Origin of the sequence: Amycolatopsis heterodermiae, from assembly GCF_034929455.1 — a bacterium.
GTDB classification, from domain to species: domain Bacteria; phylum Actinomycetota; class Actinomycetes; order Mycobacteriales; family Pseudonocardiaceae; genus Amycolatopsis; species Amycolatopsis heterodermiae.
Window position 1 is genome coordinate 349,678 of record NZ_JAYFSI010000004.1, and the last position, 25,851, is coordinate 375,528.

Annotated in this window: 21 protein-coding genes and 1 tRNA gene; 6 read left to right on the top strand and 16 right to left on the bottom strand. The window is 68.4% G+C overall.

Annotation, left to right across the window (positions count from 1 at the left end; translation table 11 throughout):
* Positions 1–37: 37 nt before the first annotated feature.
* Positions 38–1,174 (bottom strand): sialidase family protein, encoded by a 1,137-nt coding sequence (locus VA596_RS20665; protein ID WP_323329457.1) that lies wholly within the window; start codon positions 1,172–1,174, stop codon positions 38–40.
* Between the two features lie 196 nt (positions 1,175–1,370).
* Between VA596_RS20665 and VA596_RS20670 the strand changes: the two genes are divergently transcribed.
* The 3 genes from VA596_RS20670 to VA596_RS20680 all read left to right on the top strand — a co-directional run bounded on the left by VA596_RS20670 (position 1,371) and on the right by VA596_RS20680 (position 3,341).
* On the top strand, positions 1,371–2,021 hold the full coding sequence (locus tag VA596_RS20670; RefSeq protein WP_323329458.1) for a hypothetical protein: 651 nt from the start codon (positions 1,371–1,373) through the stop codon (positions 2,019–2,021).
* Between the two features lie 476 nt (positions 2,022–2,497).
* Positions 2,498–2,908, top strand: a complete 411-nt coding sequence (locus tag VA596_RS20675; protein WP_323329459.1) for a hypothetical protein — start codon at positions 2,498–2,500, stop codon at positions 2,906–2,908.
* Positions 2,909–2,921: 13 nt separating this feature from the next.
* The gene (locus VA596_RS20680; protein WP_323329460.1) at positions 2,922–3,341 is read left to right on the top strand and encodes a Fic family protein; all 420 of its coding nucleotides are present in this window, start codon (positions 2,922–2,924) and stop codon (positions 3,339–3,341) included.
* A gap of 431 nt (positions 3,342–3,772) precedes the next feature.
* On the opposite strand, the gene VA596_RS20685 is transcribed toward VA596_RS20680, so the two are convergent.
* A complete protein-coding gene (locus tag VA596_RS20685) occupies positions 3,773–4,246 on the bottom strand; it encodes an HIT family protein (RefSeq protein WP_323329461.1) in 474 nt (157 codons plus the stop codon).
* Positions 4,247–4,413: 167 nt separating this feature from the next.
* On the opposite strand from VA596_RS20685, the gene VA596_RS20690 reads away from it, so the two are divergent.
* Positions 4,414–4,611, top strand: coding sequence for a hypothetical protein (locus VA596_RS20690; protein ID WP_323329462.1), 198 nt, complete (start codon positions 4,414–4,416; stop codon positions 4,609–4,611).
* 31 nt (positions 4,612–4,642) lie between these two features.
* Here VA596_RS20690 and VA596_RS20695 read toward each other — a convergent pair whose 3' ends face one another.
* Positions 4,643–5,134 carry a YajQ family cyclic di-GMP-binding protein gene (locus VA596_RS20695; protein WP_284747809.1) on the bottom strand — a complete coding sequence of 164 codons (492 nt, stop codon included), beginning with the start codon at positions 5,132–5,134 and terminating at the stop codon, positions 4,643–4,645.
* A 117-nt stretch (positions 5,135–5,251) separates the two neighbouring features.
* Here VA596_RS20695 and VA596_RS20700 point away from each other — a divergent pair.
* Positions 5,252–5,334: transfer RNA gene (locus VA596_RS20700), tRNA-Tyr, on the top strand.
* 47 nt (positions 5,335–5,381) lie between these two features.
* On the opposite strand, the gene VA596_RS20705 is transcribed toward VA596_RS20700, so the two are convergent.
* The 5 genes from VA596_RS20705 to VA596_RS20725 are packed head-to-tail and all read right to left on the bottom strand — an operon-like array spanning position 5,382 to position 13,094.
* Entirely contained in the window at positions 5,382–8,237 is a 2,856-nt protein-coding gene (locus VA596_RS20705; RefSeq protein WP_323329463.1) for a CBM35 domain-containing protein, read from the bottom strand.
* Positions 8,238–8,260: 23 nt separating this feature from the next.
* A complete protein-coding gene (locus VA596_RS20710) occupies positions 8,261–9,121 on the bottom strand; it encodes a carbohydrate ABC transporter permease (protein ID WP_323329464.1) in 861 nt (286 codons plus the stop codon).
* On the bottom strand, positions 9,118–10,074 hold the full coding sequence (locus VA596_RS20715) for a carbohydrate ABC transporter permease (RefSeq protein WP_323329465.1): 957 nt from the start codon (positions 10,072–10,074) through the stop codon (positions 9,118–9,120). The genes VA596_RS20710 and VA596_RS20715 overlap by 4 nt, the downstream gene beginning before the upstream one ends.
* Complete coding sequence (locus tag VA596_RS20720) at positions 10,071–11,426, bottom strand: ABC transporter substrate-binding protein (RefSeq protein WP_323329466.1); 1,356 nt, start codon at positions 11,424–11,426, stop codon at positions 10,071–10,073. The genes VA596_RS20715 and VA596_RS20720 overlap by 4 nt, the downstream gene beginning before the upstream one ends.
* A gap of 18 nt (positions 11,427–11,444) precedes the next feature.
* A complete protein-coding gene (locus tag VA596_RS20725) occupies positions 11,445–13,094 on the bottom strand; it encodes a glycoside hydrolase family 13 protein (protein ID WP_323329467.1) in 1,650 nt (549 codons plus the stop codon).
* A 171-nt stretch (positions 13,095–13,265) separates the two neighbouring features.
* Here VA596_RS20725 and VA596_RS20730 point away from each other — a divergent pair, with 171 nt between their 5' ends.
* Positions 13,266–14,282: a LacI family DNA-binding transcriptional regulator gene (locus VA596_RS20730; RefSeq protein ID WP_323329468.1), complete on the top strand. Its 1,017-nt coding sequence runs from the start codon at positions 13,266–13,268 to the stop codon at positions 14,280–14,282.
* Between the two features lie 18 nt (positions 14,283–14,300).
* On the opposite strand, the gene VA596_RS20735 is transcribed toward VA596_RS20730, so the two are convergent.
* From VA596_RS20735 to VA596_RS20770, 8 genes are all read right to left on the bottom strand, one after another.
* The gene (locus VA596_RS20735) at positions 14,301–15,062 is read right to left on the bottom strand and encodes a DUF6339 family protein (RefSeq protein ID WP_323329469.1); all 762 of its coding nucleotides are present in this window, start codon (positions 15,060–15,062) and stop codon (positions 14,301–14,303) included.
* Positions 15,059–15,949 (bottom strand): hypothetical protein, encoded by an 891-nt coding sequence (locus VA596_RS20740; protein ID WP_323329470.1) that lies wholly within the window; start codon positions 15,947–15,949, stop codon positions 15,059–15,061. Before VA596_RS20740 ends, VA596_RS20735 begins: the two co-directional genes overlap by 4 nt.
* The gene (locus VA596_RS20745) at positions 15,946–17,475 is read right to left on the bottom strand and encodes a hypothetical protein (protein ID WP_323329471.1); all 1,530 of its coding nucleotides are present in this window, start codon (positions 17,473–17,475) and stop codon (positions 15,946–15,948) included. The genes VA596_RS20740 and VA596_RS20745 overlap by 4 nt, the downstream gene beginning before the upstream one ends.
* A 302-nt stretch (positions 17,476–17,777) precedes the next feature.
* Entirely contained in the window at positions 17,778–18,776 is a 999-nt protein-coding gene (locus VA596_RS20750) for a PD-(D/E)XK motif protein (RefSeq protein WP_323329472.1), read from the bottom strand.
* Positions 18,773–21,364 (bottom strand): Z1 domain-containing protein, encoded by a 2,592-nt coding sequence (locus VA596_RS20755; RefSeq protein ID WP_323329473.1) that lies wholly within the window; start codon positions 21,362–21,364, stop codon positions 18,773–18,775. The genes VA596_RS20750 and VA596_RS20755 overlap by 4 nt, the downstream gene beginning before the upstream one ends.
* A 239-nt stretch (positions 21,365–21,603) precedes the next feature.
* Positions 21,604–24,006, bottom strand: coding sequence for an endopeptidase La (gene lon, locus VA596_RS20760; protein WP_323329474.1), 2,403 nt, complete (start codon positions 24,004–24,006; stop codon positions 21,604–21,606).
* A 135-nt stretch (positions 24,007–24,141) separates the two neighbouring features.
* A complete protein-coding gene (locus VA596_RS20765) occupies positions 24,142–24,990 on the bottom strand; it encodes an SAM-dependent methyltransferase (protein WP_323329475.1) in 849 nt (282 codons plus the stop codon).
* Complete coding sequence (locus VA596_RS20770) at positions 24,987–25,841, bottom strand: SAM-dependent methyltransferase (RefSeq protein WP_323329476.1); 855 nt, start codon at positions 25,839–25,841, stop codon at positions 24,987–24,989. Before VA596_RS20770 ends, VA596_RS20765 begins: the two co-directional genes overlap by 4 nt.
* Positions 25,842–25,851 lie beyond the last annotated feature (10 nt).

The window sequence follows — 25,851 nt, forward strand, 5'->3', positions numbered from 1 at the left end:
CCTACGGGGCGACCTGTGGAGCCGGGATGGGGAAGCGCTAGAAGAGCGGGCCCTTGCCGAAGTAGGCCTTGCAGCCGAGGTTGTACTCGGTGGCGATCTCCAGGACGTTCTTACCGTCGTCGACCGGCAGGAGCGTCGAGGAGTAGTTGGGGCAGAAGTTGTTGTAGATGCCGGTGATGTGCACCGGCGCGGGCAGCTCGTACCAGTTGCCGCTGCCGAAGTTGTCGTTGGCCAGCAGGACCTGGCCGTTGCCGGGCTGCGGTTTGCCCTTGGCGTCGGTGTAGATCTGCCCGACCATGACGATCCGGACGCCGTTCGGGCCACCGGGGAACAGCGTGATCGTCTGCGCGTGCTGGAAGTAGTTGCCGTTCGCGGTGTTCACGCGGGTGCCGGGGTCGGTCGTGCTGCCCCAGTTGGCGCCGTCGGGCGAGATCTTGAAGTACGGGTCGCAGTAGCGGTCGCGGAAGTTGCAGATCTCGTAGGCGAAGTAGTACCGGCCGTCGGGCAGCCGCCGGATGATCGGCATGCCGGGGCGGACCCGGTCCGGCGGGATCGCCAGGGTGAGCTGCTTGGTGCCCCAGTTCACGCCGTCGGTCGAGGCGACCCGGTTGAGCACCTGCGCGTACTTCGGCGCCTGCGTCTCGTCGGCGAAGTGCAGCCAGAGCGTGCCGCCGGCGTCGACGGTGAACTCCGGCTCCCAGATGCCGTCGATGTTGTGCGAGCGCGCGGCTTCGGCGAGGAACCCCCAGGAGCGGCCGCCGTCCTTGCTGGCCCAGATCTTGATCCCGACGCGGCGCTGCGCCCCGGCGTCCTGCCGGTAGGACGCGGCCCACAGCAGGGTGCCCGCGCGGAGCCGGCCGACGCGCTGGGGGAGTTCGTAGAGGGTGCCGCAGCACATGCCGTAGCGGCCGTCGGGGTCGTGGATCTCGGCGATCTTGTGGAACGTCTCGCCCTCGTCCGTGCTCTCCATCACCGGGGTGAACTTGCCACCGGCGTCTTCGCTGGTCAGCGCGGCGATGATGTGGCCGCGGCCGAAGATCGAGTGCTCGAGCCGCACGAGGCGCGCGTAGGAGCCGTAGCCGGGGACGAGCTGCTGGCGTTCGGCGGCGCTCGCGGGCGTCAGCAGTGCGGTGACGAGGACCAGCGGCAGCACGAAGACGAGCAAACGGCGCATCCTGACCCTCTCCACGCGGTGACCGCGCGATTACAGCACGGCCAGGCCGTCTCTTGTGGACAGTCGTCGGGCGTTCGCGCTTTCGGGGGCTGGGTAGGCACGATCGGGTGACCGATCACCCAAGGCGACGGTAACGCCGCGCCAAAGGGGACCGAAAGATCACCTGGGGGCCCGGTGGTGGTCCCGAGGGGGAACGATGAAACTCCGGCTGTCCTGTCTGCTGGTCCTGATACTGGCGTCCGCGTGCGCGCCGCCCGTCGGTTACGGCGAGATCATCGCCGCTTCGTCTTCCGGAGAGCCGTCGACCGGGCCGGCCGCCCCGCGCGAGGTGCCGCCGGAGACGCACACGGGCACGGGGAGCGGCGAGTTCGCGACCAGCTGGCCGGCCGACCAGCCCGGCTTCTTCACGTTCGACTGCCCGAAGTGCTCGTCCAACGTGATCATCGACACCGACGGCGGCGAGCACGGCCTGGTCAACGCCATCGGCGCGTACAAGGGCACGACCTGGCTGAACACGTACCCCGACCGCCCGACGACAAGGGTGACGGTCCGAGCGAACGCCCCCTGGACGGCAACGATCCAGGACTACCGAAGCCTCTCGACGGCCGCGGTGGGCCAGCCGTCCTCAGGCAAGGGCGACGCGGTGCTACGCCTGCCGGAAGGGGCAGCGCACGTCCAGCTCACGGTGAAGACCCGCGGCAACACCGGCCTGTGGCTGATGTCCCCGGAGAAGCGCGACCTGCTGGTCAACCAGATCGGGGACCTACAGGTGGAGCGGGACGTCCACGGCCCGGCGTACCTGCGGGTGGACGGCTACGAGGCGACCTGGACGCTGACCCCGTCTTAGACAACGCAAAGTGGGTGGCCCGCGGCATCTCGTCGACCTGGCGAAGCCCGATCACGCCGGGTCAAGGGGGCACTTCCCGCTAAGGCCGGCTTAACGAGGAGTGGCCCCCTTGACGCGGCGTGATAGCCCTTGTGGAGGTCGACGAGATGCCGCCCGCGCCGCCCACGAACGCAAGTTGCAAGCCCATCCGGCCATCTCAGAGACCTGCCCGTCCGGCGAGGACATCCCTAAAAGCCGGGCGAGCAGATCACCGGTAGTTCGTGAACTGCGTCCAGCCTGGGGTGATGCTGTGGCGCGGGGCTCTGAGCTGCGGGTTTGTGCCCGTTGGTGGTGGTCGTTGGTCGTCGCTGGCTGGTGCCATCTGTACCGGATTTGTACCCCGCCTACTGCGGTAGCCTGCCCCGTCTTGCCTGCTGAAGGATGTGTAGCTAGCCATAAGACTGTGTGTGGTACGTGCCGTGACGTATCATCGGAGCATGGCGAGCAAGGACGTGGAGATCGTGCCGACCGGCGGTGGTTGGCACGTTGTCGTGCCTGGTAAGCCTCGTTCGGCCGGCGACCGCGTATTCAAGACCAAGAGAGAAGCGGTCAACTACGCTCGTACCTCCCTGCACCGGCGCAGCATCACTGGCGTCGTTACGAACTCTGCCGTTGGCGCCTTCAGGGCCACTGTGAAGAAGGCTGGCAGCGGTAGGCGTGCCACCACGGTGCGTGGTAAGTCGGCGAAGGGTACGACTCCTGCAGCGACTCCTTCTCCGCGCGCTGAAGCTTTCAGTCGTGTTCAGGCTGAGTACGATCGCTCTGGTGCGCCGGGTAATGAGTTTCGGGACTTGATCAAGGCGGCTGCTTTGAAGAACGAGGCTGCCTTGAATCGGCTTGCTAAGTAGGTAGTCAGAATCGGTGGCTGAGCCAATTCGCTACTTGAACCTTAACTACTTCGTTTCGGCCGCTGCTGTTGCCTTGAATGTTCCCGAGGGTACTGCTGCATTGATGGTGAACGTTGGGCTGGCTGAGTCGGCGTTGGCGGCGCCTGCGGCAGGGTTCGGCGACTATGAACAGTACCCGAGATTTGCTGATAAGGTCGCCATCCTGCTGCAGCGAGTAGCGTCGAATCACTCTCTTCCGGACGGCAATAAGAGAACTGCACTTCTTTGCGCGATCGCATTTGCGGCACTCAATGGCTGGGATTGGGTTCCGCCTGAGGGTGACCTTGATGACGGAAAAGAGACGGACGAGGTTGTGAGGGCGGCTGCCGCTGGTACCGTTCCTTTTCCTGCGTTGTCGGCATGGGTGACCTTAAGGTTGAAGCGCGTCAAATAATTGCGGTCTTGTAAGTACAAAGTGGGTGGCCTCTCGGCATCTCGTCGACCTGGCGCAGCCCGATCACGTCGGGTCAAGGGGGCACCTTCCGCCGACCGTGACCAAGCTCTGAAACCGCCCCCTTGACGCGGCGTGATAGCCCACTGGGAGGTCGACGAGATGCCGTCTAGCCAACCACGGACGCAACGTGAGAGCCTTGCCGGCCATCTCGGAGACCTGCCCGTCCGGCGAGGGCATCGCTTCTCGGATTCGCGGCTTACTCGAACCCGTCGGCCCACTCGCCCCGGCCGACTCGCGGGGGACCGGCTGCCAGGCCGCACGTCCTCGCGAGGGCTTGGCCGGGCAAAGAGCTGGGGCCGAGCGGCCCCGGAGGGGCCGCCTTGATCCTGTAGAGAAGGATCTCTCCAAGCCTCCACCTCACGGGTGGCGGCTTAAGCGAGGAGAACCCGAAGCGCTGTGGCGTCGCTGGCGAGTCGCGCAGGGTCGATTCGGGCTTCGTCACCACTCTGAGGCAGCAGCGGAAACGGCCTCCCCGGAGCAGGGTCCTCGACGAAGCGCGGCAGTAGGTGTGTGTGGAGATGCGGGACGGTGTTCCCCAGGGTCTCGTAGTTCATCTTGAGCGGCCGGTAGAACGTCGCTAGCGCCTTCGCCACGGTCAGGGTCGCCTTCCAGTAGGACTGCGCCTCTGGCTCGGTCAGCTCGAACGGCTCGACGACGTGACGCCCGCGCCAGATGACGAGCGTGTACCCGCGCTGGATGTCGGCTCGCTGGAGCACGGCGTCCACATCGGCCGTCTCGAAGATCCGAATCCCGTAGGTGTCTTCGTCCAAGCGCTTCGACTGGCACATATCACAGGCTTCGCCGTTGATCCGGTCAGTCCAGTTGCCGGGCCACTCGCTCGTCATGGCTGAATGTCGCCTTCGTTCCACTCGTAGACGGACTCGTGCTTGTCGCCGGCGTGGACGTCGTGAGCGGCCTGTAAGGCCTGCTGTCCTTGTCGTAGTCGACGTCCCAAATGTGCATCACTGGCACCCTGCACGGAGGTTGAGCAGCTCGTCTCCTCCGGGTCGGCATGAGCGCGCTGAACACCTCGGCCCCTCGAATCTTCGGCGGAGCGAACGTCAAGACCGTCCAGCTCGCCATGGGCCACACCACGCCCACGGTGACGCTCAACACCTACGTCGGCTACTGGCCGGACGCGGTGGACCAGACGCGGACGCTCGTCGACTCCGCGCTCGGTTGTACCGACGTTGTACCCGCGGGCACCTGAAGCCAGATACCCGCAGGTCAACGCCATAAAGTCACCGGTAGTTCGTGAACTGCAACGCGATCTCGAAGTCCTTGCCCTTGAGCAAGGCGATCACGTCCTGCAGCTGGTCCTTCTTCTTGCCCGACACCCGCAGCTGGTCACCCTGAATCTGGGCCTGCACACCCTTGGGCCCCTCGTCCCGGATGAACTTCGCGATCTGCTTCGCCTTGTCCGAAGCGATGCCCTGGATGATCTTGCCGCTCAGCTTGTAGATCTTGCCCGAGAGGGCCGGCTCGTCCGCTTCGAAGGCCTTCAACGAGATGCTGCGCTTGATCAGCTTCTCCTTGAACACCTCGACCGCGGCCAGCGCGCGCTCCTCCGTCTCGGACTCGATCGCGATCGCCTCCTCGCCGGACCAGTTGATCGTCGTGCCCGTGCCGCGGAAGTCGAAGCGCGTACCGAGCTCCTTGCTCGCCTGGTTGAGCGCGTTGTCCACCTCCTGGCGGTCGACCTTGCTCACGACGTCGAAAGAGGGATCCGCCACGTGTCCTCACACCTCGTACTCGCTTGTCAGGGGCACCCAGCCTAGTCCCGGGTATCCCGGTTGACCCCCGCCGGGAGTGCTTCGGTAAGCTTCTTCCCGGCCGGTACGACCGGCTTGGGCGGGTTACCCGAGTGGCCAAAGGGGACTGGCTGTAAACCAGTTGGCTTACGCCTACGGGGGTTCGAATCCCTCACCCGCCACACCAGCAGCCCCGGTGACCAGCAAGGTCACCGGGGCTGAGGTGTGTCTAGAAGCCGGAGTTGCCGGCTCCCCGTACCAGCGTGTAGCCGCCGTCGTTCAGCAGGCCGCCTGATGTGGCGCCCGTCACCGTCGTGTGGGCGATCGACGCGCTGCCCGTCGCGTTCGTCTCGATGCCGTACGTGCCCGCTCCGGTGATCGTCACGCGGTCGAAGCTCAGCTGCGTGATCGACTTCTGGAAGCTCAGCAGCACGCCCTGGTAGCCGCTGTCGGTCAGCGTCAGGTCCTCGACGACGATCGGGGCCGCGATGGGCGCCGAATCGGCGTAGATCCAGAGGGCGCCGATCGCCGAGTTCCAGTTGTATTCGAAGCTGCCCGTCCGCACGAGGGTGTTGCGCCGGATCGACGTCGTGCCGGACAGCGGCACCGGGTTGAAGCGGGTGCCGACCGTGATGCCCGAGCCCGCCGTGACGCTGTCCGCGACCAGGTTGTCCTCGACGCGGTTGCCCGACCCGCCGAAGACGCCGATGCCGTTCGCCAGCGCCGGTGACTGGACCGTGTTGAACGTGTACGCGCTCCCGGCCACCGTGTTGCCCTCGGAGAACATCGCCAGTCCGTCGTCACCCGTGTTGCGGACCATCGACTGGTCCACGCGCACGTTGCTCGTCCCGGCGGTCTTGGCGTGGATGTTGACGCCGTCCGCGAACGTGTCGCGGATCCGCGTGCCGACCACGTACAGGCCGTTCGTGCCCGAGTCCGCCCACAGCCCGACCTTCGTGTGCTCGATCCACAGGTTCTGGATCAACGACCCGGACCCGAAGTTGCCGTCCAGGGCGCCGTCGGAACCGTTGTCGTCGCGGATCCGGACGTCACCGAAGATCGCGAAGTCGGCCAGCGTGACGTTGTTGCCCGTGCCGAAGAAGCCGCCGCGCGGACCCGTGCCCTGGATCACCGAGGACCACGGACCCGCGCCGAAAACGTGCACGTTCGCGACGTTGATCTTCGACGTGATCCGGAACGTCCCGGCCGGGATCCAGACGGGCTTGTTCTGCGCTGCGCCCGCCGCGATCGCGGCGTTGATCGCCGACGTCGCGTCCGAGCCGTTGTCCGGCACTGCGCCGTACGACGTGATCGACAGCGCGCCCGCGGGAGCGGCCGCCGCAACGGGCGCCTGCTCGGCGTCCAGCAGGTCGACGTCGTAGTACGCGGCCGTGCTCGACGCGTCCTTCTGCAGCTTCAGGACCGTGCCCGCGGGCCAGTCCCCGATCAGGGCGCGCGTCTCGTCGTAGTACCGGTGCGGGCTGCCCTGCGACGGCACGTTCGTGTACGGGTAGTCGCCGTAGACCCAGCTGTAGTTCGACGTCAGGGACAGGTCGCGGACCTTCGTCCCGTTCGCGTACAGCGCCAGCGGCGCGGTCTGCCCGGCGCCGTCCGCGCTGTCCGGGATCGAGAACCGCAGGGTGACGGCGTTGGCGGGCTTGGTCAGCGTGATGCTCACCGACTGCCCGGTCGCGCCCAACCGCACCGCGCGGCGGCCGCTCGACTCGGCCTGGACCGTGTGGAACGTCCGGTCCGCCGCGAGCACGGTCCCGGTCGTCGTCCCGGCTTCGGCCTCGTACTCGATGTACGGCGTGGTGGCGCCCCGCGCGGCCAGCGCCGTCTCGTTCGCGACGACCACGCTGTCGACCAGCACGTCGCTGCCCGTGCCGGCCAGCTGGAGCGTGTTGACGCCGGCGCGGACCGGCACCGAGACCGTCGCCGTGCGCCAGCCGGTGCCCGACGGCAAGGAGACGGACCCGGCGTCACGGCCGTTCGCCGCCACGGCGAGGGTGCCCACGCCACTGAACCGGATCGTCGCGGTGGCGGTTCCGGCGGAAGCCATCGCGAAGGCGCGCACCAGACGCGCGCCCGCCGTCGCGAAGCCCGTCACATAGCCCGGTCCGGTGTAGCCCGCGGTCGTGGACCCGACGGTCGCGCCGCCGGAGAGGAACGCGGCCTCCGCCTCGCCCGGACCAGCGGGAACCGAAGCGGTCACGGTCAGGCTGTCGAGGTTCACGTTGCCGGAGTCGGTGCTGTCGAAGGCGTACGCCACCGTGTGGTCGCCCGCGGTCAGCGTCACGGACTCGGTCGCCGACGCCCAGGTGTCCCAGTTCGCCGACGGCGGTAGCGACACCTGGCGTTGCCGGACGCTGTCGACATAGAGCGAAAGCGTCATGGCGGTACCGGTGCCGTTCGCGTACCGCAGCGCGAGGGCCTGCGCCCCGGCGGTCGTCACCTTGACCGCGAACGACGTCCGCGCGGCCCCCTTGTTTCCATCGGTGTAACCGCCGACGAAGCCGGTCCCGCTGTAGCCGGGGTGGTCGGTCGCGACGACCGCGCCGCCCGACAGCGTTGCGTTCTCCGCTTCGAACAGCGGACCGGCCTGCCCGGTGGCGGACGGCGTGACGTCGAGGCGGTCCAGGTTGACGTTGCCGCTGTCGCCCGAACCGAAGGTGTACGACACGCTGTGCGCGCCCGCACCGAGCGGGACGGCCACGCTCGCCGAGCCCCAGCTGTCCCAGGAAGCCGTGGCGGGCAAGGAAATCTGTTGTGCCGTGGAATCCACGGTCAGGGTGAGGGTTCGGGAAGAGCCGGTGCCGTTCGCGTAGCCGAGTGCGAGCGTGTACGAACCGGCTGACGCGGCGGAGACGGCGAACGTCGTCCGGGCGGTGCCGCGGTGGCCGTCGGTGAAACCGCCGACGAAGCCGGAACCGCTGTAGCCGGGATGGTCGGTTTCGACCACCGCGCCGCCCGAAAGGGCAGCGGATTCGGCTTCCAGACGGGTGGTCGCGGCATGGGCCGGGACCGTGCCCAAGAGAGCGGTGAACGTGAGCACCACGACGGCCAGGACAGGGGATCTGCGCATCTGTTTTCTCCCAACAAAGAGAGTCAGCCCTTGACGGCTCCGCTCAAGGCGTTGCCGCGCAGGAACATCCGCTGGAACACGAGGAACAGCACGACGGGGATGACCGTCGAAATAGCCAGAGCGGCGAGGAAGACGTCCAGCTCGACGAACTTCTGCAACGCCGGCAGCCGGACCGAGAGCGGCTGGACCGCCGGGTCGGGCAGCACCAGCATCGGCCACAGGAAGTCCTTCCAGGCGGCCACGATCGCGAACACCGAGACGACACCGAGGATCGGCCGGGACATCGGCAGCACGACCGACCAGAACAGCCGCAACGGCCCCGCGCCGTCGACCCGGGCGGCTTCGAACACCTCACGCGGGAGGTTGTCGAAGAACCGTTGCACCAGAAGGATGTTGAACGCGCTGGCGCCCGAGGGCAGCCAGACCGCCCAGAACGAGTTGATCAGCGAGAAGTCCACCATGGACAGATACAGCGGCACGAGGAGCACCACCCCCGGCACGAACAACGTCGTCAGGACGACTCCGGTGAGCACCCGCCGGTAGCGCGGCCGCAGCACCGACAGCGCGAACCCGGCCGTCGTCGCGACGAGCAGCTGCACCAGCCACGACCCGGCGGCGACCCAGACGGTGTTGAGGAAGTACTTGTCGATCTGGACGCGGTTCCACGCCGTGGCGAGGTTGGCGAAGTCGATCCCGTGCGGCCACAACGCGAGCGGTTCGCGCAGCGTGTCCTGCGTCGGCGTGACGGCCGCCTTCGCCAGCCACAGCATCGGGCCCAGCCCGGCCAGGAACAACGCCGCGAGCAGGAGCGCGTGCAGGGTTCGCGTGGTACGCCGGACAAGTGGGCGTCGCCAGTCCGACGGCGAGAGCAGGGCGCGCGTCATGACTTGCTCCAGGAGCGGGTGAGGCGGAAGTACACGGCGGAGAACAGGCCCAGGACCAGGGCGAGCAGGACGCTCAACGCGGTCGCCGCGCCGTAGTCGCCGCCGAGGCTGTCGGCGAAGGCGTAGTTGTAGACGAGCAGCAGGATCGTGGTCGTCGAGCGCGCCGGGCCGCCGCCGGTGAACAGGAACGGCTCGAGGAACACCTGCGCCGTGCCGACGATCTGCAGGATGAACGTGATCAGCAGGACCCCGCGCAGGTGCGGCAGCGTGACGTGCCAGACCTTGCCCCAGACCGACGCGCCGTCGATCTCGGCCGCCTCGTACTGCTCGGGCGGGACGCTGGTCAGCGCGGCGAGGTAGATGATGATCGTGGCGCCGGCCGCGGCCCACGTCGCCTCCGCGACCAGCGAGAACATCGCCGTCGACGCCGACTGCAGCCACGGCGACGGGCTGAGGCCGACGGCGCCAAGGACGGTGTTGAACACGCCGTTCGGGCTCGCGTCGTAGAAGAACTTCCACAGCAGCACGGCCACCACCGGCGGGATCACCACCGGCAGGTAGGCCAGCGCGCTGTAGAGGCCCTTCGCCCGCCGGACCTCGCTCATCAGCACCGCGGCGACCAGCGGGATCGGGTAGCCGAGCAGCAGCGCGAGCACGGCGAACCACAGCGTGTTGCCGACGGCGTTCCACAGTTGCGGATCGCCGAGCACGGCGCGGTAGTTGTCCAGGCCGACGAACACCGGGTCCGAGACGAGGTTCGTCTGCTGGAAGCTCATCACGACGGCCTGGCCGATCGGCCGCCACGAGAACAGCCCGAACACCACCAGCATCGGCAGCAGGAACAGCACCGTGCCGAGGCCGCCGCGGCGCACCCACGTCAGCGGGGTGCGCCGGCGGCGGGCCCGGGCCGGGCGGGTGGTGGTGACCGCCGGCCGGGCCGCCGTGAGCGTCACGGCTTGTCCAGCAACGCCTGGGCCTGCGTCTGCGCGTCGGCCAGCAGCGCGGGGATGTCCGCGCCGCGGTCGGTCAGGACCTTCTGCGCCACCGGGTCGAGCAGGCCGTAGACCTGCTGCGTGGAGCGGGTCGGTTCCGGGACCAGCGGCTGGCCGAACATCTTGTCCGTGTACGGCGTCATCTGCTTCACCGGCACGTTGACGTACTGCGCGATCCAGCCCATCCGCTGGTCGTAGGTCGCCTTGTCGAACACCGGCAGCTCGGGCGAGCCGACGGCCTCACCCGAGTCCGCCGTCGTCTTCGCGTCGGCGACCGCGGCGGCCTGGTCGGCCTGCTTCTGCAGGTAGTAGAAGTCGATCCACTTCACGGCCGCGGCCTTCACCGGGTCCTTCGCCTTGGCGTTGACCGCGGCGAGGGTGCCGCCGCCGAGCACGCCGGCGCCCGGGCCGTCGAGCGGGAGGGCCGTGACGCCGTAGTCGTCCGCCTTGATCGCGTTCTGCGCCTTCAGCGAGCCGTAGTTGCCACCGCCGGAGACGTACATCCCGATCCGGCCGGCGGCGAAGTCCTGGTTGATGCCGTTCCAGTCGTAGAGGAAGTTGGCGCCCATGCTGTTGTCGTCCCAGCGCATGGTGTGGACGGTCTGCAGCGCGCGGGCCATCTGCGGGGTGTTCAGCGTGGCCGTCGCCTTGTCGCCGGTCAGCTGCTCGGTGCGGCCGCCGAAGGCGTAGTCGAGCGTGGCGAGGATCCAGCCGCCGGTGTTGTCCGTGGTCAGCTGGGCGTAACCGGCCTGGCCGGTCTTCTGCGCGATCTGCTTCGCGTCGGTGCGGATCTCGTCCCAAGTGGACGGTGGCTTGTCCGGGTCGAGACCCGCCTGCTTGAACAGCGTCCGGTTGTAGTGCAGGGCCTGGCCGTGCGCGGCGATCGGGACGGCCCACATCTTCCCGTCGTCGGCCGAGCCCGCCTTCGCGACTTCGGGGTTGAACTTCTTCGCGTACGGGAGACTGGCGACCAGGTCGCTGATGTCGGCGATCTGACGGCGTTCGATCAGGCCGCGGCCGTCGGTGAACGGCATCGTGATGACGTCGGGGAGCGTGCCGCCCGCCAGCTGCGCGGTGAACGTCGTCGCGTCCCACTTGAACTCCTGCGGGACCAGGTCGATCTTCGGGTTCGCGGTTTCGAACTGCGTCACCCGGGCGTTGAACGCGGCGACCGCGCCCTGGTCCAGGCCCGGTTCGATGGACACCTTCACGACGGTCTTGCCGTCGGCGGTCGTGGTGTCGTCGGTGCCGGAACAGGCGGTCAGCGCGGCGGCGGCGCAGAGACACACCGCGGCGATCTTCGAGGACTTCATCGTCACTCCTGAGCGGGGTTACTGGACTCGCAGCCAGACGGCTGTGTCGGTGGGCAACTGGGAGCCGGGCAGCTCGCCGCTGGCGAGCAGGATTTCGAGGTGGGCGGGCAGGTCGACGGCGGTTTCGCCGAAGTTGACCAGGCAGAGCAGGTCGTCGCCCCGGCGGAAGGCGAGGACGTCGTCGCCGTCGTCGGCCGCCCAGGCGAACTCCTCACCACGCAGCGCGGGCTCGGACCGGCGCAGCGCGATCATGGTGCGGTAGAGCGTCAGCATCGACCGGGGATCACCGTCCTGCCGCTCGACGGAGTAGTCGCCCCAGTTCGCGGGCTGGGGCAGCCACGGGGTTCCGCCGAAGCCGAACGCGCTGTCCGCGTCGGACGTCCACGGCAGCGGGACGCGGCAGCCGTCCCGGCCGGGGTCGGTGCCGCCGGAGCGGAAGTGCATCGGGTCCTGCAGGACGTCGAGCGGCAGGTCCTCGACCTCGGGCAGGCCCAGCTCGTCGCCCTGGTAGACGTACAGCGAGCCGGGCAGCGCCGCCGAAAGCAGCGCGGCCGCACGGGCCCGGCGCTGCGCCTTCGCGAGGTCGGTGGGGATGCCGAACGCGCGGGCGACGAAGCCGAACGAGCTGTCCTCACGGCCGTAGCGGGTGGCCGCGCGGGTGACGTCGTGGTTGGACAGCACCCACGTCGGGGGCGCGCCGACCGGGCCGTGGGCGTCCAAAGTGGACACGATGGCGGTGCGGAGCTCACCGGCGTCCCACGGGCGCATCATGAAGTCGAAGTTGAACGCCGTGTGCATCTCGTCGGTGCGCAGGTAGCGGGCGAAGCGGTGCGGGTCGGCCAGCCAGACCTCGCCGACCAGGACCCGCGGCTCGGCGTAGGAGTCGGCGACCGCCCGCCAGCCGCGGTAGATGTCGTGGATCTCGTCGCGGTCGACGAACGGGTGCGCGTCCGGCGTCACCTCGTTGGGCAGCGCGGGGTCCTTGACCGGCATGGTCGCGGAGTCGATGCGGATGCCCGCGACGCCACGGTCGAACCAGAACCGCAGCACGCGCTCGTGCTCGGCGCGGACGTCCGGGTGGTTCCAGTTGAGGTCCGGCTGCTCGGGTGCGAACAGGTGCAGGTACCAGTCGCCGGGCGTGCCGTCCGGGTTGGTGGTGCGGGTCCAGGTGCCGCCGGAGAAGCTGGACTCCCAGTCCGTCGGCGGCAGCTCGCCGTGCTCGCCGCGGCCCGGGCAGAACCAGAACCGTTGGCGCTCCGGCGATCCCGGCCCGGCGGCGAGCGCGGCGCGGAACCACTCGTGCTGGTCCGAGACGTGGTTGGGGACGATGTCCACAATGGTCTTGATGCCCAGCCCGGCCGCCTCGGCGATCAGCTGCTCGGCCTCGGCGAGGGTGCCGAAGGCCGGGTCGATGACGCGGTAGTCGGCGACGTCGTAACCGCCGTCGGCCAGCGGCGAGGAGTACCAGGGCGTGAACCAGAGGGCGTCCACGCCGAGGCTCTTGAGGTGGGGCAAGCGGGCGCGGACGCCGGCGAGATCGCCGGTGCCGTCGCCGTTGCCGTCGGCGAAACTGCGGGGGTAGATCTGGTAGATGACCGCACCGCGCCACCACGGCGCCGCCTGGTCGGCGGGTGCGGTCAGCGGGTCGGTCGAGATGTCGGTGGTCACGGGACTCCCGTTCTGGCTCAACGGTTTCCGGAGCGCGGCGAAGGGTGCGGACCGGCGTCCGCAGCGATTAGGTTTAGCGCTATACCTCGATAGACGGTAATGTCGTCCCCGGCCGCTTGTCAACGGCCGGTCCCGTAACCTGGGGCCCGGGTGAGCGAGAGGAGACCGAGGGTGCGCGTCACGCTGCGGGAGGTCGCCGAGCAGGCGGGCGTGAGCATGATGACCGTGTCGAACGTGATGAACGGCAACCGCGCGCGGGTCTCACCCGGCACCATCGAGAAGGTCCAGCGCATCGCGGACGAGCTGGGTTACGTCCCGAGCGCGTCGGCCCGCAGCCTCGCGACCAAGGCGTCCCGGCTGGTCGGCCTGCTGGTGCCGGCCGCCGACGAGGACAGCCTGATGATCAGTCCGCACACCATGGCGATCGTCGGCCTGATCGAGCGCGAGCTGCGCAAGTACGGCTACCACCTGCTGCTGCGCGGGGTCGCCCACCCGGACGAGGTCGCCGAGGCGCTGCGGTCGTGGAGCCTCGACGGCGCGATCCTGCTCGGCTTCCTCGACGAAGAGGTCGGCAACCTGACCAAGAAGACCATCGGCGCGGTCCACGTCGTCGCGATCGACAGCTACTCGGCGAACCGCCTCACGACGGGCACGCGCTCCGACGACTTCGCGGGGGCTCGCCTGGCCGCTCGCCATCTGCTGGACCTGGGCCACCGCCGGATCCTGTTCGCCGGCCCGGCCTTCAGCGGCGTCGGCGTGGTCCACGAACGCTTCGAGGGTTTCGGTCAGGCGTTCGCGGACGCCGGGATCCCGCACCCCGAATTGGTGGAGACGGTCAACACGACGTACGCGGAAGGCCACGAGCTGGGGCTGGTCCTGCGGGAGCGCCACGACCTGACGGCGGTGTTCGCGACGGCGGACATCCTCGCGGTCGGCATCGTCCACGGCCTGACCGAGGCGGGCGTCCGCGTCCCGCAGGACGTCTCGGTGGTCGGCTTCGACGACCTCGACCTCTGCAACTACGTCACACCGAAGCTGACGACGGTCGCCCAGGACATCACCCGCAAGGCGTCGACGGCGGTGTCGATCCTGCTGGACTCGATCGAGAAGGGCGAACGCCCGAAGCGCCCGGTGACGATCGACGTCTCCCTCGTCGAACGCGAGTCGACCGCGCCGGTCCGGAACTGAGCGCGGGCAGCTCCCTGGTCAACCCCGCAGCTGTAGAGCCGTCACCACTTCGTCCGCCACCTCGGCAACCTGCCTGGCGAGTTCGTCGTCGTCCACAGCTTCGAACTCGACAAGGGCGCCGAGGCGCTTGAACCTCTTGAGCATCTCGCGAAGCACGGTGCGCTCGTCCTTCTGCTCCAGACCCAACCGCGGCCAGGTACGGGCGAGGGCGCGGATGAGCGTCCGGCTGCCTCCCAGAGAGCGGCGACGAGAAAAGATCTGGTCGAACGCGGCTTCCCTGAACACCCCGATCAGCGCGTACCGATCGCCGAGAGCGTTCGGGTCCTCGAGGAGGTGTGCACGCCACCAGAGCCTGCCGAACACGTGACGGGTGATGTCCGTGTCGAGCACCCGATCGCCCGGAGCACTCGGGTACCGCCAGTAGGCGACATCCGGCAGGAGTACGAGAGCCAAGAACGCCCAGGTCGATCGCACGGACGCTTCGGCGGGCACGAGCCCGCTGCGCTCGTGCAAGAGCTTGGCGACGCGCAGGTCGAACTCCGCACGTCCGTCTCGCGTACCCGGGTAGGGGTAGTTCGCCTTGACGGCCTCGGCCAGCACCTCTTCCCGGAGGGCTTGTAGTTGCTCGGTGTGGACGCGTGCCCCGCCGGTCGCCGTGAAGATTGCCGAGGGGTGGCGAAATGCCGCTTTCGGCTGAAGCTCTTCGACCTGCATGCCTACGTATTCCTCGTGGAGCTCACGAGCCACCCGGCTGAGCAGACGCGGGTAAAGGACGCTCACGCCTCCTCCTTCAGCAGACCGGCCGCGGCTTGGACCCGGGCAGCGAAATACGCGGGATCGTGAGTGTGCTCGCGCCGGAGGGTTTCGAGGTCGTCGTCGAAGTGCTGCCGGAGCACCGCCTGAAGCACGGCGCCCGTCGAGCCGATCGGGTACTCCGTCGAAATGTCGAAGTCTTCATCGACCACCGCTCGTTCGATGAGACTGCGCAACGTGTCGGAGCGCAGCATCGACAGCACCGCCGCGCTGCGCGTGGGATCGCCCGCCGCGCGACCGGTCACCACATCCACGACGTTCTTCCGCTTCTCGTTGACGAGCAGCAGCAGCGAACCCAGAGCCGCGTCCTCCAGCCCGCCACCGATATCCAGGATCCAGGGGGCGTCCGCCGGATAGGCGGATGAACCGAAGTCGGTCACGACGATCGGGAACTGGGTGGCATCCCCACGAAGACGGACGTCGCGTCGGTCGGCCCACAACACGCTGCCTGGTCGCCGCGGGGCGATCTTCGAGGTCGTACTGCCTGCGTCGATCAGGACGAGGGAGAAGTCGAGCCCGAGCGTGCCGCCCAGATCGGTGCCGGGCAGGTCGAACTCCACCGAGAGTTCCACGCCGTCGATCGGCGGAACTGGCGCACGCCACGCGCATCCTCTCAACAGCGAACCGGACGCCGTCCAGCGGACCGAGACGGCCAGTTCGGCGTCGTCTGCCAAGCCGCATTCGTTTCGCGCCCGAGCGCCGTCCACGACCAGCGTCCGCCGCAGCGGCAGCACCGTGTCGTAGTCCCAGTCCGGGAGGTCGTCGGCGAGTTCGGTCAGCTCGCCCGCGAGCGTCCAAAGAGTCGCGCGGACGACGTCATCAGAGGGCCTGCGATAGGGGTGGACGACACTCATGATGCCTCCTCGACCAGCAGGCCCTCGACGGCCACGTCGATCAAGGTGTCCGGCACGCTTCGGACCCGCAGCTCGACCTCGACGGGTGCGAGGACGAAGCAGGTGTCCGATTCGAACTCGCCCGCGGGCGTCCGCCAAGAGTGCACCGAGGGCGGGACGGCGCCGACCGGCGCCTCGTCCTCGCGTCCGTCCACGGTCATGACCGTGAGCTTGGCGCTGAGTGCCACCGGGCCGGTTCCACCGACGGTCAGCTGTTGGAAGATCAGCGGTTCGCCGGCGAGTTCGTCCAGTACGGGTGCACCGACCAAGGTGACCGGCCCCCGAGTTCGGGACCGTCGTGCGACGGGCCCATCGTTCGGCCTGTCAGGGCCCCGGGGCTTGTCCGGTCCCGATTTCGGCGTTTCCTCGGCGTAAGCGGCTGCGATCAAGCCGCCGAGGAACCTGCTCGCGCTTCCGAGCGGCAATCCGGTGACTGCGGGCGCGGGCGTCTCCGGGCGCTTGAACTCCGCCAAGCGCTCCTTGATCCGGGTGAACGTCGTCCGGACGAACGTCTTGTTGGCACCCTGCAACTGTTCGTGCACCCAGTTGTCGTGGGTCGGCGGTTCCGCGGCCGAGTACACCTCGTCGAGTTCGTCCATCGCTCGGAAGACGCCGGCGTAGGCGACATTCGTGGAGAACGTCTCCGGGCCTTCGAAGTACCTGACGACGAGTTCCGGCGAGCGCATGAGGCACACGTGGTGCGGATCGTCCGGCACGCCCGCGTAGGCGGCGGCCTTGGTACCACCGTTCTTCTCCATCGGCAGGACGCGGCGTTTCGCGAGCGAGAACCGGCCGAGGTCCTTCTTCGGACTTCCGCACTTGAGGATCTCCGCGTCCGGCAGCCGGGCGCTTCGGTACGCCTTGACGAAGAGGTTCAAGGGATACGTGGCCGCGGGATCGGGGACGGGCACGTCGGTGCCCTCGACGCGCACCTGCGGGACCAGTCGGTCGTCGCCGCGCTCGTCCAACATCAGAGGCCAGGTGTGCCAGGCGATGGTCTCGGCGAGGTGATGCCCGGCTGAGATGGCGTCCTCGAATTCGTCGAGCTCGGGGGCGACCACCACGAGAGTTGTGCCGGTTTCGCCCGGCGCGAAGACGCGGAGGCCGAGGCTGCGGGCAACCTGGTCGGCCTCGTCGCCCGTCAGCGGCTCCACGTGTTCGTCCTCTACACGGCCCCACCAGTGTCTGCCGGTGTACGGCCGCGGGTCGACGTGCTCCCGCAGTTCGAACGACGCTCCCAGCGCGATGCCGATCAACCGCGAGACTCGCTGCCCGGAGCTGTCGGACGTGCGCGTGTAGACGAGGACTGTCCCTACCTTCGACAGCCGGTAGAGGACGGCCTTGCCGTAGCCGTAGGTGCCGCCACCCTGTTCGGTGTCCCGCTTCTCGCCGACGTTCAGCACGAACGAGATCCAGTCGCGGCGGCCGTCGGTGAGTTCGTCGGCTCTGGTCGGACCGCCCAGCCCGGCGGTGCCCCGGTCGGACACCGTCAAGAGCCGAACCGGCGGCTCGCGCAGTACTCGGCCCACGCCCAGATGCCGTTCCACGCGGGCGGCGGGCGTCAGCAGGCGTTCCCACACAGGGCGTTGTGCGGCTGCCACGGTGTCGATTTCGAGTCGGTACGTCACCGGGCCGGTACGCAGCCTGGCATCCCACGAATTCTGCACGGTTTCCCGGACGAAGACGGTGAGCGGATCGACGGGTGGTCTGCCCAGCTGGTTGCGGATGCCTTCGGAGGTGATCGCCCCGGTGGGCGGGAAGGGCTGGGACCACCATCGTGGCTGGTCGTTCACGATGCTCCAGAGACGAAGATGACGAAGTCGGCGACTTCGTGTTCAAGTGCTTTCGGGCTGTCGAGGTCGACCGAATAGACGAGGTCGTCGATGCCGGGTTCGAGCGCGTCACCGATGAGGGACGCGGGCACGATCCGAGGGAATCCGTTGTCCACTCGGTAGCATCTTCGCTCGATGATTTCGTAGCGGATCGACGAATAACGATCGACATCACGTTCGCGGTAGCCCAGCTCGGCGAGCCCCCTGCGGATGGGCGAAGGGTTGTCGGCCAGGGCCAGCACGTCTTCGATCAGGTCCGGCACCGATGTCCCGGAGGCCGCCCTTCGCAGGCGGAACCACACCAGGCCGAGGTCCCCGCTTGCCGGCGGCTCCAACTGGTCGACGCCGTGGACCCGGATCGTCCGGCCCTCCGGCGCAGTCGTCGTCTTCACTTCGATTGCGTTACCGGCGAGGTGAAAGTCCTTCGCGGTGCCGCCCGGCCCGTGCCAGCTCTCGGCGAGCCCCGAGTCCTGCTGCAGAAGCCGGCGGAGGACCGACAGCTCGCCGAACAGCCCGGCGAGAGCCTGGGCGTTCAACGGCCCCTGGGCGCCCGACAGGAGCTGACGCCACTCGTCCAACACGCGGCGGAGTGCGCGGACCGCCTTGTCGGGATGCGTGGCCACGGCCTTGAGCACATCCTCGCAGAGGGAGGTGAACACGTCGTGCAGCGAAGGGTCGAGTAACACCAAGTCCGCGTAGTGCCGGTACTGGACCGAGTCCTCGAGCGGTTTCATGACCAGGTGCACCGCGCGGCCGGTCAAGTCGGGCTCGACGGTCTGCCGAGCTGCCAACGGGACCAGCAAGTGGCTGTGCCCCGACGTGTCGATGCCCAGCAGAACCGGCCCCTGTGAGGTGTCCACCGGGACCGGGCTCGTGACGATCGTCGAGCTCGAGCTGCGCGCCGCGGCCTCCAGCACGCGCCAGCGATCGACGACGACGTCCCGCAGCTCGGTCATTCCTCTTCCTCGTCGTCGATCTCCAGAGCATCGACGTCGTCCTGCTCCACCAGGTTCGCCGAGTAGTACTCGGCCTCGACCTTGTCATCTTCGCCTGCGGGATGCGGGAAGAGGAGCGCTGTGCCCATGACCACGTCGGCAGGTGCGTTGAGATCGACACGACCCGCGACTTCGGTGTGGGAGATCGGGTCGATCGGATAGAGCAGAAGCAAGCCGACATCCGGGGCCTGTGCTTCTCGCAGCTGTTCGATTTCCGATCGTTTGAGTTGCTCGACACCACTCGGGAGCGACAGGTCCAGCGTGGTGTCGCGTGCACTTGTCAGTGTCTTGATGTCGGCGGGCTCACCCGGTGCGACGCCGGACTTGGGGTCGATCCGGCCGCGGCGGACCATCCCGATGCTGGTCTCGGAATCGATCGCGTACGGTGTCGCGCCTGTCTTGTTGTTGCCGATGACGGCGACGTTCCAGCGTTTCAAAGCGCCTGCGCGCAGCCTCTTCTCGATGTAGCCGAGCAAGCGGCGACTGTCGGCCTCCGTGGACTTGCGGTGGAATTCATACTCCGCCAGGTATCGGGTAACCCGCTCGTGCGGGACATCCTTGAACAGCACGCGATTCCTGTCGGACTGCACCCGCGAGCCGCTTGCGGAAAGGCAGTCCTCGATCAGGTCCTTGGCTGCCCTGGCGTTCTTCTCGAGCCACGACTTGCCTTCGGGACGGACGTCGAAGTACCGGGACTCGATGAGATGACCGCCGTACGCTGCCTCTGCCTTGACTGCGTCCTTCATCTTCGCCTTCGCCGTAATCAGCAGCTTCGGATGCGAACGCAGACGGACCGCGAAGGTCATCGGGTTTTCGTTGGTGGTCATGTAGCGGTCGATGTCGACGCGCATCTCGGCTTCGACCGTGGCGAGATGGCGGAACCAGCCCTGAAGCTCGTCGGTCATCCAGATGCGGGGCAGGTCGGCGTAGCCGTCGCGGTAACCGAACCAGCGCCCCATCTGCAGGAGGGTGTCGTAGGCCGAGGCGCCGCGGACGAACAAACTGCACACGAGTCCCTCGAGCGTGAGGCCGCGGGACAGCGTGTTGCCACCCACCGCGATGGTGGTCACCGGGCCGGAGTCGTAATCCAATCGGTCCTTGCTGCGGTAGTTGTCCACGACCAGAGTTGTCTCGCGGACCACGCCGTGGAGGTGGACCAGAAGCTCGTCGAACGAGACCGGGATTTCGCCGAGGTCGGCCGCTCGCACCTTCGCGGTCTCTTCGGTCCACTGCTGCCGGAGGTCGTCCAGCAACTTGCGGGCCTGTCGGTTGAGACCGTCGAGCGTCCTGGACCGGAAGGCCTTCAGCACCGGCACGAACCCGAAGTGGACGCTGGAGTCGACGCTGGTGTGGATGAGCATGGACGAGTGCGGGTTGCCGGTGCCCCGCACCCGCCGAGCCGCTGTGGCCAGCCAGAACCACCGGACAGCCGCCTCCAATGAAGGAGTCAGTGCGGGTGCGAAGGTGGGGGCTTCCTTCTTGTTCTTGGGTTTGAGGTCTTCGACCTCGTCGTCCGGGACTCGGCGGATCATGTCGTAGCCGCCGGGGACGTCGGCCGCGTCCTCCCAGTCCAGAGGCTCACGCCCGAAGAGGACCTCGGTGCCCTGGTGACCGATTGGCTTTGGCAGGTTGACGATGAAGTCCCGGGGATAGAAGTCCTCCGTGACCGAAGGATCGATCAGGAGGTTCGCGAACGGCGTCGCCGTGTACCCGACGTAACCGACCTTCGGGAATTTGCTCAACACTTTGAAAAGCAGCGGGTTGATCTTCTTCGTCGCGACCGTGGACTGGTCGGCCTCGTCGTCGATGATCAGCGTGGGGCAGTTCTCGAGGTATTCGTGCGCCGTCCCGAGCCATGCATTGAGCTTTCGCAACACGGCAGCGTTCTTCTTCACGACCAGCAGCAGGTGCTGGTCCTTGGCCGCCAGGTACGCCGCGGCATTGCCCCGTTCACCGAAATCCCGTTCCGGGGTGGTGACCTCGTGCCACAGTTCCGGGTTCGCGGCGATCAGGTCGTTCTTCAGACGGATCTGGGTCTGCTTTCGCAGTGCGTTGTGGACGCCGGAAAGCACGATGAACAGCTTGTAGCCCCGGTCGGCGGCCTTGGCCATGACGGCCGTGAAATTGGTCGTCTTGCCCGACTGGACGAAGCCCACGACCAGGCCGCGGGTGGAGAATTCCGCCAGCTTCGGGTGCTCCAGCAGCGAGACCACCTTCGTCGATGCGTCGTCGACGGCCTTGACAGCGTCCTCGTTCCGGTACTTGTCCCGCAACGACTGTTCGAGGGAAGGCCAGTTTCGGTCGCCCGACTGCGGACCCGTGTACCAGGTCATCCGGTTGTCGCGGTAGACGGAATGCGGTTCGTCCATGTCGCGGACCCGAATGCACTCGTGCTCGTGGCGTTCGACGATTCTTCTGACGATGTCCTCGGGCACACCCATCCGCCGGATGCGACGAGCCGCTTCCGCCGGCGTGAACTTCTCGACGATTGCCCTGAAGACCTCGTAATCCTCTTGGATCTCCGAGTCTTCCGCGAGCGATTTCGTCACGTGCGCTCCAACGTCGTCGATTCGCCCGGGCGCGGCTGAGCCCGGATCACCTCACTCTAGGAACCTGATCGACGATCCGCACAGTCCTGTTACGCCCCGTGGTCTTTCGTGATCGTGATGCCCCGAATGGAGTACGGCTCGCATCCGGGCGGTCACCACCGCGCCCGCTCGGACATAGGAAACGGCCGGTTTCCCTGGGGGGAGAGGGAAACCGGCCGTTCAGGTGGCGGCGTTCGGGGTTACGCCGCCTGGGAAACCGGCGTCGAAGCCGGGGTCAGGGCGAGGTCGAGGACCTCGCGCACGTTCGCCACCGCGTGGACGTCCAGCTGGGACAGCACCTCGGCCGGGACGTCGTCCAGGTCCGGCTCGTTGCGCTGCGGGATGATCACCGTCTTCATCCCGGCCCGGTGGGCCGCCAGCAGCTTCTGCTTGACGCCGCCGATCGGCAGGACGCGCCCGGTCAGGGACACCTCGCCGGTCATCGCGACGTCCGCCTTGACCACGCGGCCCGAGAGCAGCGACGCCAGCGCCGTCGTCATCGTGACGCCGGCCGACGGGCCGTCCTTGGGCACCGCGCCCGCGGGGACGTGGACGTGGATGCCGCGGTTCTTCAGGTCACCGACCGGAAGCTCCAGCTCCGCGCCGTGCGACCGCAGGTAGGACAGCGCGATCTGGACGGACTCCTTCATCACGTCGCCGAGCTGGCCGGTCAGCTGCAGCCCGGACGCGCCGGACTCCTGGTCCGCCAGCGACGCCTCGATGTAGAGGACGTCACCACCGGCGCCGGTGACCGCCAGGCCCGTGGCCACACCCGGGGTCGCGGTCCGCTGGGTCGACGCGGGCAGCGACGACTCCGGCAGGTGACGCGGCCGGCCGAGGTAGGTCTCGAGATCGGCGTCGTCGATCGTGAGCGGCAGGGACACCTCGTCCAGTGCCACCTTCGTCGCGATCTTGCGCAGCACCTTCGCGATCGTGCGGTTCGCGTCGCGCACGCCCGCCTCGCGGGTGTACTCGGCGGCGATCCGGCTGAACGCGGCGTCGGTCAGGCTGACGTCGGCCGTGGCCAGGCCGGCGCGCTCCAGCTCGCGGGGGAGCAGGTGGTCGCGGGCGATGGTGACCTTCTCGTGCTCGGTGTAGCCGTCCAGCGTGACGAGCTCCATCCGGTCCAGCAGCGGGCCGGGGATGGTCTCGAGCGCGTTGGCCGTCGCCAGGAACACGACGTCGGACAGGTCCAGCTCGACCTCGAGGTAGTGGTCGCGGAACGTGTGGTTCTGCTCCGGGTCCAGCACTTCGAGCAGCGCCGCGGTCGGGTCGCCGCGGTAGTCGGCGCCGACCTTGTCGATCTCGTCGAGCAGCACGACCGGGTTCATCGAGCCGGCTTCCTTGATGGCGCGGACGATCCGGCCGGGCAGCGCGCCGACGTAGGTGCGGCGGTGGCCGCGGATCTCCGCCTCGTCGCGGATGCCGCCGAGGGCGACCCGGACGAACTTGCGTCCCATGGCCTTCGCGACGGACTCACCCAGCGACGTCTTGCCGACCCCGGGAGGGCCCGCGAGGGCGAGCACCGCGCCGGAACGACGTCCGCCGACCGGGCCGAGACCCGATTCCGCGCGACGCTTGCGGACGGCCAAGTACTCGATGATGCGTTCCTTGACGTCGTCGAGGCCGGCGTGGTCGGCGTCCAAGACGGCCCGCGCGGCGGCGATGTCGTAGACGTCCTCGGTGCGCTCGTTCCACGGCAGCTCCAGGACGGTGTCCAGCCAGGTGCGGATCCAGCCGCCCTCGGGGGACTGCTCGGACGTCCGGTCCAGCTTGTCCACCTCGGCCAGCGCGGCCTTCTTCACGGCGTCGGGCAGCTCGGCGCCTTCGACGCGGGCGCGGTAGTCCGTGTCGTCGGCCGAGCCGTCGAGCTCACCCAGCTCCTTGCGGATCGCTTCGAGCTGGCGGCGCAGCAGGAACTCCTTCTGCTGCTTCTCCATGCCTTCGGAGACGTCCTTGCGGATCGTGTCGGTGACCTCGAGCTCGGCCAGGTGCTCCTTGCTCCACTCGAGCGCCTTCTCCAGGCGTGCGGTGACGTCGAGCGTGGTGAGCAGCTCGACCTTCTGGTCGGTGTCCAGGTACGGCGCGTTGCCGGACAGGTCGGCGACCGCGGACGGGTCCTCGACCTGCTGGACGGCGTCCATCAGCTGCCAGCCGCCGCGCTGCTGGAGGATCGAGATGACGACGGCCTTGTACTCGGCCGCGAGCTGCGCGGTCCGGTCGTTCGTGGTTTCGGGGGCGTCCTCGGCGTGCACCCAGCGGGCGGCGCCGGGGCCGTCGGCCATCCGGCCGACGAGCGCGCGGGCGGTGCCGCGCAGCAGCACGGCCGCCTTGCCACCGGGCACGCGCCCGATGCGCTCGACCGTGGCGACGGTGCCGTACTCGGCGTACTCACCGTGGACGCGCGGGACGATCAGGACCTCGGCCTTGGTGGCGCCGGTCGACCGGATGCCGGGGAAGCTGGCCTGGCTGGGCGTGTTGGCCTGGGCGGACTCCACCGCGGCCCGCGTCTCGGTGTCGGTCAGGTCGAGCGGGACGACCATGCCCGGCAGCACGACGTCGTCATCGAGCGGGAGCACGGGCAGGAGGCGGGTGTCGGACATGTGCACTCCTCGGGTAGTTGAGTCTGCCTAGCTCAACTCTCCGATAGGCGTGTTTGTTTCCGATGGTGCGTTCGCCCACAGCGATCAGGGAAACCGCAGCTCAGAGGCGCTTGGGGTCAGGCCGACCGGGTCGGGTCAGAGGCTGGGGCGGCGGGCGACCGCGCACCAGGCGAACGGGCGGGTCTCCAGGTCGATGGCGTTCGGCGGGGTCTCCGGCCGCCAGTCTGGCAACGATGTCATCCCCGGCGGCAGCAACGGCCAGCCGCCGAACCAGGGGAGCAGTTCTTCGGCCGTGCGCAGCCACGCCGGGTTCGTCGTGTCGCGGTAGGCGTCGATGAATCGTTTCACCTCGGCCGCGCGGACCGGCGGGGCGTCGTCGCGGCAGGTGCCGTGGGTCAGGGCCAGCCAGCTGCCCGGGGCGAGCTTCGCGCGGTACGCCGCCATCAGGCCCTCGGGGTCGTCGGACGGGCCGACGAAGTGCATCACGGTGATCATCAGCAGGCACACCGGCCGGGACCAGTCGATGAGCGACGAAGTCACGTCGTCCGCGAAGATCTCCGCCGGACGGCGGATGTCCCGCTCGACCAGGCCCGCCCAGTCCGTCGCCTCTTCCTTCTCCAGGATCAGCCGGGAGTGCGCGGCCGCCACCGGCTCGTAGTCGACGTACACGACCGCCGCGCGTTCGCCGCCGGGCAGCAGGTCGCGGACGATCTCGTGCACGTTGCCCGCGGTCGGCACGCCGGAGCCGAGGTCGACGAACTGGCGGACGCCGGCGGCCATCGCGGCCCGGACGACCCGGTTCATGAACGCCCGGTTCTGCCGCGAGATCGGCCGGATCAGCGGCCACACCTTCTCGACGCGGCGGCCGAACTCGCGGTCGACCGCCCAGTGGTGGTTGCCGCCGAGGTACCAGTCGTAGACGCGCGCCGCGGACGGCTTCTCCGTGTCGACCCCGGCCGGCGCGATCGGGGCGGTTTCGCTCATGCGCGGGGCCTCTCGGCGATGCCGCACCAGGCGTACGGGCGGGCTTCGGCTTCCAGGGCATTCAGCTTCCGGTCGGGCCGCCAGTCCGGCAGGTGCACGATGCCCGGCTCCAGCAGCGGCCAGTCGCCGAACAGCGGCTCGATCTCGTCGCGGTCGCGCAGCCACACCGGGTTGCTCGTCTTCCGGTACTGCTCGACGAACCAGCGCAGCCCGGCCAGCATCTCGCCCTCGCCGTCACCCTCGCTCATCTGCGAGATCGCCAGCCAGCTACCGGGCGCGAGCGCGTCCCGGTAGGCCTTGAGCAGGCCGTGCGGGTCGTCGTCCGGGCCGACGAAGTGCAGCACCGCCATCATCATCACGCAGACCGGCTGCGAAAAGTCGATCAGCCGCTTCGTCTCCGGAGCGCGCAGCACGGCCTTCGCGTCCCGCATGTCGGCCTGCACGATGCCGGCCCAGTCGGTCGCCGCCTCCTCTTCGAGGATGAGCGTCGCGTGGGCGACGGCGACCGGCTCGTAGTCGACGTAGACGACCGTGGCGTCGTGGTCGTCCGGCAGCTCGGCCTCGACGACCTCGTGCACGTTGCCGGCCGTCGGGACGCCGGAGCCGAGGTCGATGAACTGCCGGATCCCCGCCTTCAGTGCCGCGCGCACGGCGCGGTTCATGAACTCGCGGTTCTGCTTCGAGCCGGGGCGCACGAGCGGCCACTGCTGTTCCATGCGGCGGCCGAACTCGCGGTCCACGGCCCAGTTCTGCGTACCGCCGAGGTACCAGTCGTAGATCCGGGCCGCGGACGGCTTCTCCGTGTCGACGCCCTCGGGTGCTCTGGGCGCGGCGTCCCGCTGCTCGTTCACTTCGGCTCCC